This is a genomic window from uncultured Zoogloea sp. (assembly GCF_937894855.1).
GTDB lineage: Bacteria > Pseudomonadota > Gammaproteobacteria > Burkholderiales > Rhodocyclaceae > Zoogloea > Zoogloea oryzae.
Genome location: NZ_CALAYQ010000149.1, coordinates 1 through 7,072, shown reverse-complemented (window position 1 = coordinate 7,072; position 7,072 = coordinate 1). Strand labels below are relative to the sequence as shown.

4 protein-coding genes are annotated in these 7,072 nt (G+C 67.3%); all 4 read left to right on the top strand.

The window, feature by feature from the left end:
• Positions 1 to 161: 161 nt before the first annotated feature.
• Positions 162 to 1,769, top strand: coding sequence for a carboxyl transferase domain-containing protein (locus tag Q0672_RS16850; RefSeq protein WP_153163045.1), 1,608 nt, complete (start codon positions 162 to 164; stop codon positions 1,767 to 1,769).
• Between the two features lie 138 nt (positions 1,770 to 1,907).
• A complete protein-coding gene (locus tag Q0672_RS16845; protein ID WP_298624115.1) occupies positions 1,908 to 2,696 on the top strand; it encodes an enoyl-CoA hydratase/isomerase family protein in 789 nt (262 codons plus the stop codon).
• A gap of 300 nt (positions 2,697 to 2,996) precedes the next feature.
• Positions 2,997 to 4,997 (top strand): acetyl/propionyl/methylcrotonyl-CoA carboxylase subunit alpha, encoded by a 2,001-nt coding sequence (locus Q0672_RS16840; protein ID WP_298624113.1) that lies wholly within the window; start codon positions 2,997 to 2,999, stop codon positions 4,995 to 4,997.
• 661 nt (positions 4,998 to 5,658) lie between these two features.
• Positions 5,659 to 7,072, top strand: a 1,414-nt coding sequence (locus Q0672_RS16835) for an AMP-binding protein (RefSeq protein ID WP_298624111.1), incomplete at its 3' end; no start/stop codon positions are given.

The window sequence follows — 7,072 nt, the reverse complement described above, 5'->3', positions numbered from 1 at the left end:
TCTACGAGATCGGCGCCGGCACCAGCGAGATCCGCCGCATGCTGATCGGCCGCGAACTCTTTGCGGAGACCTGCTGATATGAGCGCACCCGCCCGGCCGCCCGAAGGGGGCGCGATCCCTCCCGTGGGGAGGATGTCACGCAGTGACAGGAGGGTCCTCCAATGACCGTCATCAAATCCAGCATCAACACGCGATCGAGCGAATTCCAGGCCAACGCTGAGGCGATGGGCAAGGTCGTCGCCGACCTGCGTGAGAAGGCCGCCCAGGTGTCCCTCGGCGGCGGCGAATCGGCCCGCGCCAAGCACACCGCCCGGGGCAAGCTGCTGCCCCGCGACCGGGTGGATCACCTGCTCGACCCCGGCACCGGCTTCCTCGAGATCGGCCAGCTCGCCGCCTACGGCATGTACGACAACGAGGCCCCGTCGGCGGGCGTCATCGCCGGCATCGGCCGGGTGAATGGCGTCGAGTGCATGATCGTCGCCAACGATGCCACCGTGAAGGGCGGCACCTATTACCCGATGACGGTCAAGAAGCATCTGCGCGCCCAGGAGATCGCCCAGCAGAACAAGCTGCCGTGCATCTACCTGGTGGATTCCGGCGGCGCCTTCCTGCCCAAGCAGGATGAAGTCTTCCCGGATCGCGACCACTTCGGCCGGATCTTCTTCAACCAGGCCAACATGTCGGCCGAGGGCATCCCGCAGATCGCGGTGGTGATGGGCTCCTGCACCGCCGGCGGCGCCTACGTGCCGGCGATGAGCGACGAGACGGTGATCGTCAAGAACCAGGGCACGATCTTCCTGGGCGGCCCGCCGCTCGTGAAGGCCGCCACCGGCGAGGTGGTGACTGCCGAGGATCTGGGCGGCGGCGACGTGCACACCCGCGTCTCCGGCGTGGCCGACCACCTGGCCGAGAACGACACCCACGCGCTCTCCATCGCCCGGCGCATCGTCAGCACCCTCAACCGCGTCAAGCCGGTGGGCCTCAACCTGGCGAGCAGCGAAGAGCCCCTGTACGACCCGTCCGAGATCTACGGGATCATCCCCACCGACACCCGCAAGCCCTACGACGTGCGCGAGGTGATCGCCCGCATCGTCGATGGCTCGCGCTTCGACGAGTTCAAGGCGCGCTACGGCACCACCCTGGTCACCGGCTTTGCGCACCTCTACGGCATGCCCATCGGCATCGTCGCCAACAACGGCATCCTGTTCGGCGAATCGGCCCAGAAGGGCGCCCACTTCATCGAGCTGTGCGCCCAGCGCGGCGTGCCGCTGGTCTTCCTGCAGAACATCACCGGCTTCATGGTCGGCCGCAAGTACGAGAACGGCGGCATCGCCAAGGACGGCGCCAAGATGGTCACGGCGGTGGCCACCGCCCAGGTGCCCAAGCTTACCGTGCTCATCGGCGGCAGCTTTGGCGCCGGCAACTACGGCATGTGCGGCCGCGCCTACAGCCCGCGCTTCCTGTGGATGTGGCCCAACAGCCGCATCTCGGTGATGGGCGGCGAGCAGGCCGCCAGCGTGCTCGCCACCGTGCGCCGCGACGGCATCGAGGCCAAGGGCGGCGCCTGGAGCAAGGACGAGGAAGAAGCCTTCAAGTCGCCGATCCGCCAGCAATACGAGGATCAGGGCCACCCGTATTACGCCACCGCCCGCCTGTGGGACGACGGCGTGGTGGACCCGGCCCAGACCCGGCGCATCCTCGGCCTGTCGCTCTCGGCCAGCCTGAATGCCCCGATCCAGCCGACCAAGTTCGGGCTGTTCCGAATGTGACATGCAGGTCGGTCCTGTAGGTCGGACTTCAGTCCGACAACTTGTGCCTGTTCCATCCGCGATGTCGGACTGAAGTCCGACCTACAGTCCGACCATAACGACCTCGAACTGCTGCGACCCACCGGAGATTGCGCACAAATGCACTTCGAAACCCTCGAAATTATCCGCGACGGCGGCATCGCCACCATCTGGATGAACCGTCCGGATGTCCATAACGCCTTCAACGAGGCGTTGATCGCCGAGCTCACCGCTGCCTGCCGGCAGCTCGATGCTGACGACAGCGTCCGCGTGGTGGTGCTCGCCGGGCGGGGCAAGAGTTTCTCGGCCGGCGCCGACCTCAACTGGATGCGCCGCGCGGCGGATGCGTCGGTGGAAGCAAACCTCGCCGATGCCCGCAAGCTGGCCGGGATGCTGCGGGCCCTGGCCGAACTCACCAAGCCGACCATCGCCCGGGTGCAGGGCGCGGCGCTGGGTGGCGGCATGGGCCTCGCGTCGGCCTGCGACATCTGCGTGGCCTCCACGGCGGCGAGCTTCGCCACCTCGGAGGTCAAGTTCGGGATCATCCCGTCGGCCATCAGCCCCTACGTGCTGCGCGCCATCGGCGCCCGCCAGGCCGGGCGTTATTTCCAGACCGCCGAGCGGATCTCCGCCGCCGAGGCCAAGGCGCTGGGCCTCGCCCACGAAGTGGTCGCGCCGGAAGAGCTCGACGCCAAGGTGGCCGGTATCGTCGCCGCGCTGATGCAGGGCGGGCCGAAATCCCAGGCCGCCGCCAAGGATCTTATCCGCGCCGTGGCCGACCAGCCGGTGAGTGACGCCGTGGTGGAAGACACCGCCCGCCGCATCGCCGAACTGCGCGCTACGCCCGAGGCAAAGGAAGGCCTCGCCGCCTTCCTCGACAAGCGCCCGGCAGCGTGGGTGCCGAACTGAATTCGCAACTTGAGGTAGGTCGGGTTAGCGCAGCGTAACCCGACATCGAGGGATCGGCCCCGACCACACCTCGCTGTCAGGTCGTCTGACGGCGGCCAGAGGACGACGGGGTGGAGTGAAAAGGCTGCAGCTGGAAGCGATAGCGCGTCGATGGCGTGCTTGGGGCGTCGGGTTACGCTGCGCTAACCCGACCTACGAAACTGGCCGCAGCAAACGAGACACACACAGATGTCGGACTGAAGTCCGACCTACAGAATCAGCAGCTTCGGGCACGCATGTGCCGGGGCGGGGGAGACAAGCATGTTCAACAAGATCCTGATCGCCAACCGTGGGGAGATCGCCTGCCGCGTCATCAAGACGGCGCGGCGCCTGGGCATCAAGACCGTCGCGGTGTATTCCGACGCCGACGCCGGCGCCCGCCATGTGCGCCTGGCCGACGAGGCCGTGCATATCGGCCCGGCCGCGGCCCGGGAGAGCTATCTCGTCATCGACAAGATCATCGCGGCAGCCAAGCAGACCGGCGCCGAGGCGATCCACCCGGGCTACGGTTTCCTGTCTGAGAACGAAGAGTTCTGCCACGCCTGCGACGCCGCCGGCATCGTCTTCATTGGCCCGCCGGTGTCGGCGATCCGGGCGATGGGCTCCAAGTCCGAAGCCAAGAAGCTGATGGAGAAGGCCCAGGTGCCGCTCACCCCCGGCTACCACGGCGACAACCAGGAGCCGGCCTTCCTCAACGTGCAGGCCGACGCCATCGGCTACCCGGTGCTCATCAAGGCCGCGGCCGGCGGTGGCGGCAAGGGCATGCGCCTTGTCGAGAAGAGCGAGGACTTCATCGATGCGCTGGCCTCCTGCAAGCGCGAGGCGGCGTCGAGCTTTGGCGACGACCACGTGCTGGTCGAGAAATACCTCACCCGCCCGCGCCACATCGAGATTCAGGTGTTCGGCGACACCTTCGGCAACGTGGTGTATCTGTTCGAGCGCGACTGCTCGGTGCAGCGCCGCCACCAAAAGGTGCTCGAAGAAGCGCCAGCCCCCGGCATGACGGCCGAGCGCCGCGCCGCGATGGGCAAGGCCGCGGTGGATGCCGCCAAGGCCGTGGGCTACGTGGGTGCCGGCACGGTGGAGTTCATCGCCAACCAGGACGGCACCTTCTACTTCATGGAGATGAACACCCGCCTGCAGGTGGAGCACCCGGTCACCGAGATGATCACCGGGCTCGATCTGGTGGAGTGGCAGCTCCGCGTGGCCTCCGGCGAGCCGCTGCCCCTGGCCCAGGAGCAGCTGGCCATCAACGGCCACGCACTCGAGGCGCGCATCTACGCCGAAGACCCGGCCAAGGGCTTCCTGCCTTCCACCGGCCGGCTGGTGCACCTGTCGCCGCCCGACGAGAACCTGCACGTACGCGTCGATACCGGCGTGGAGGAGGGCGACGAGATCAGCCCCTTCTACGACCCGATGATCGCCAAGCTCATCGTGTGGGACGTGAACCGCGACCGCGCCCTGGCCCGCATGCTCCAGGCCCTGGCCGAGTACCGGGTGGTGGGCGTCGCCAACAACATCGAGTTCCTGTCGCGCCTCACCGCCTGCCCGGCCTTTGCCAACGCCGATCTCGACACCGGCCTCATCGAGCGCGAGAAGGATTACCTCTTCCCCGAGCAGGTCGAGCCCGCCCGGGAAGCCTGGCTGGCCGTGGCCCTGGCCGATCTGCTGCGCGAACGCGAGCACGCCCAGGGCCTGGCTGCCCGCCACTGCGAACCCGATTCGCCCTGGCACCGGCGCGACGGCTGGCGCGTGAATTCGTCGCCCAGCCGCAGCAAGATCTACCGTCTGGGCGACGTGGAGAAGCACCTCACCGTCACCCATCGCGGCAACAGCTTTGATGTGGCCCTGGACGGCCGCGTGAGCCACATCTCCGGCACCCTCAACCCCCGTGGCCTGCTGCGGGCCGAGTTCGACGGCCTGCGCACCACCGCCACGGTGATCGTTGCCGGCGAGCGCCGTCACGTGTTTGGCCAGGGCCGGGCGTGGCAGTTTGCGGCGGTGGACCCGCTGCACCACGGCGGCGAAGGCGGCGGTGCCGAAGGCGGCCTGCTGGCCCCGATGCCCGGCAAGGTCATCGCGCTGGTGGCGGCCGAAGGCGCAACGGTCGAGAAGGGCGCGCCGCTCTTGATCCTCGAAGCCATGAAGATGGAGCACACCATCACCGCGCCGGCCGCCGGCACGGTCAAGGCCTTCCGCTTCGCGGTGGGCGATCAGGTGGGCGACGGGGCCGAGCTGGTGGAGTTCGAGGTGGCGGCCTGACGCGGCAAGGCCCGTAGCCTGAAGCGCAAGGTCTGGTGCGTTGCACCGCAAAGCCCCGGGCGCCGGGCGCAAGCTTCAAAGCCTTGCACCGCAAGGATAGGAGCCGGGGTTGCGAGGTTTTTCGGGATGGTCGCAAGGCTTTGAGCCTTGCACCCCGAGGCTTTGGGCATAGGCGGCAAGGCTTTTTACCTTGCGCGCAAGGCTGCGGGCTGCAAGCGCAAGGTTTATTGCCCGGGTCGCAGGGTTTCGCGCTTTGCGACCGAAGCATCAGGCTTCGCCCGCAAGGTTTCAGGGCGGGCGGGGCTGGCTGAAAAGCGTGCAGGCGAGGCTTTCTGCCCCGCCTGCACAGCGCAGAACCCGGATCGCCAGGCCTTGTGCCAGGCCTTTGCGCCATCGGGCGTTGCAGTACAGGTTTTTTTGTAAGGGACTGCAGCATTTTGCTGCGGTCGGATCAGGCGGATGAGCCGCGAAGACGGACGTTCGCCAAGCCGCACCTGCCAGGGCTTGTGCTTGCAGAGATCGGCAGATCGGGCATGTAGGTCGGACTTCAGTCCGACATCCACGCTCGAATCCGGCAACGGTCGTCGGACTGAAGTCCGACCTGCAAGTACCAGCGGTACAGCTGGCAGGTGCAGACCGAGAATCGGGTGTGAGGAGACACATGAGCAATCGACTGAGCTACGTCCACGGCGCGTCGGACAAGCCCCTGATCGGCCAGACCATCGGCCGTTACTTTGACGAAGCCTGTGCCCGCCACAGCAGCCGCGAGGCGCTGGTGGTGCGGCATCAGAAGGTGCGCCTCACCTACGGCGAGCTGCGCCAGAAGGTGGATGCCCTGGCCTGCGGCCTGCGCCGGCTGGGCCTCGCGCCGGGTGAGCGGATCGGCATCTGGTCCCAGAACAACGTGGAGTGGGTGCTGACCCAGTTCGCCACCGCCAAGGCGGGGCTGGTGCTGGTCAACATCAACCCGGCCTACCGCCGCAGCGAGCTCGAATACGCCCTCAACAAGGTGGGCTGCCGGGCGCTGATCCTGTCGCCCAGCTTCAAGAGCAGCGATTACCTGACGATGCTCGCCGATCTGGCGCCGGAGCTCTCCCACTGTGAAGCGGGCCTGCTACGCGCCCACAAGCTGCCCAGCCTGGAGATCGTGATCCGCCTGGGTGCTGAGCACAGCGCCGGCATGCTCAACTTCGACGACCTGTTCGTCAGCCCCGGCCGCGACGAGCTGGGCGAGCTGGAAGAACTCGGCGAGCGCCTGCAGTTCGACGACCCGATCAACATCCAGTTCACCTCGGGCACCACCGGCAACCCCAAGGGCGCCACGCTCTCCCACCACAACATCCTCAACAACGGCTTCTTCGTGGGCGAGGCGATCCGCCTGGTGCCCGGCGACCGGGTGTGCATCCCGGTGCCGCTGTACCACTGCTTCGGCATGGTGATGGGCAATCTGGGCTGCCTGACCCACGGCGCGACCATGGTCTATCCCGCCGAGGCCTTCGAGCCCCTGGCCGTGCTCGAGGCCGTGGCCGAAGAAAAGTGCACCGCCAGCTACGGCGTGCCCACCATGTTCATCGCCCAGCTGGACCACCCGGAGTTCGCACGCTTTGATCTCTCCAGCCTGCGCACCGGCATCATGGCCGGCAGCCCGTGCCCCATCGAGGTGATGAAGCGCGTCATCGACAAGATGAACATGGGCGAGGTGACCATCGCCTACGGCATGACCGAGACCTCGCCGGTGAGCTTCCAGAGCGGCACCGACGACCCGATCGAGCGCCGCGTGTCCACCGTCGGCCGCGTGCAGCCCCACTGCGAGGTGAAGATCGTCGACAACGAAGGCCGCATCGTGCCCCCCGGCACCCCGGGTGAGCTGTGCACCCGCGGCTATTCGGTGATGCTCGGCTACTGGGGCGACGAGGCCAAGACCGCGGAAGCCATCGACAAGGCCGGCTGGATGCACACCGGCGACATCGCCACCATCGACGAGGAAGGCTTCTGCAACATCGTCGGGCGCATCAAGGATATGGTGATCCGCGGCGGCGAGAACATCTACCCGCGGGAGATCGAGGAATTCCTCT

Bases quoted from the DNA above. Each gene is read 5' to 3' on its own strand.
- Q0672_RS16850 (WP_153163045.1), top strand. From the start codon at position 162: ATGACCGTCATCAAATCCAGCATCAACACGCGATCGAGCGAATTCCAG.
- Q0672_RS16845 (WP_298624115.1), top strand. From the start codon at position 1,908: ATGCACTTCGAAACCCTCGAAATTATCCGCGACGGCGGCATCGCCACC.
- Q0672_RS16840 (WP_298624113.1), top strand. From the start codon at position 2,997: ATGTTCAACAAGATCCTGATCGCCAACCGTGGGGAGATCGCCTGCCGC.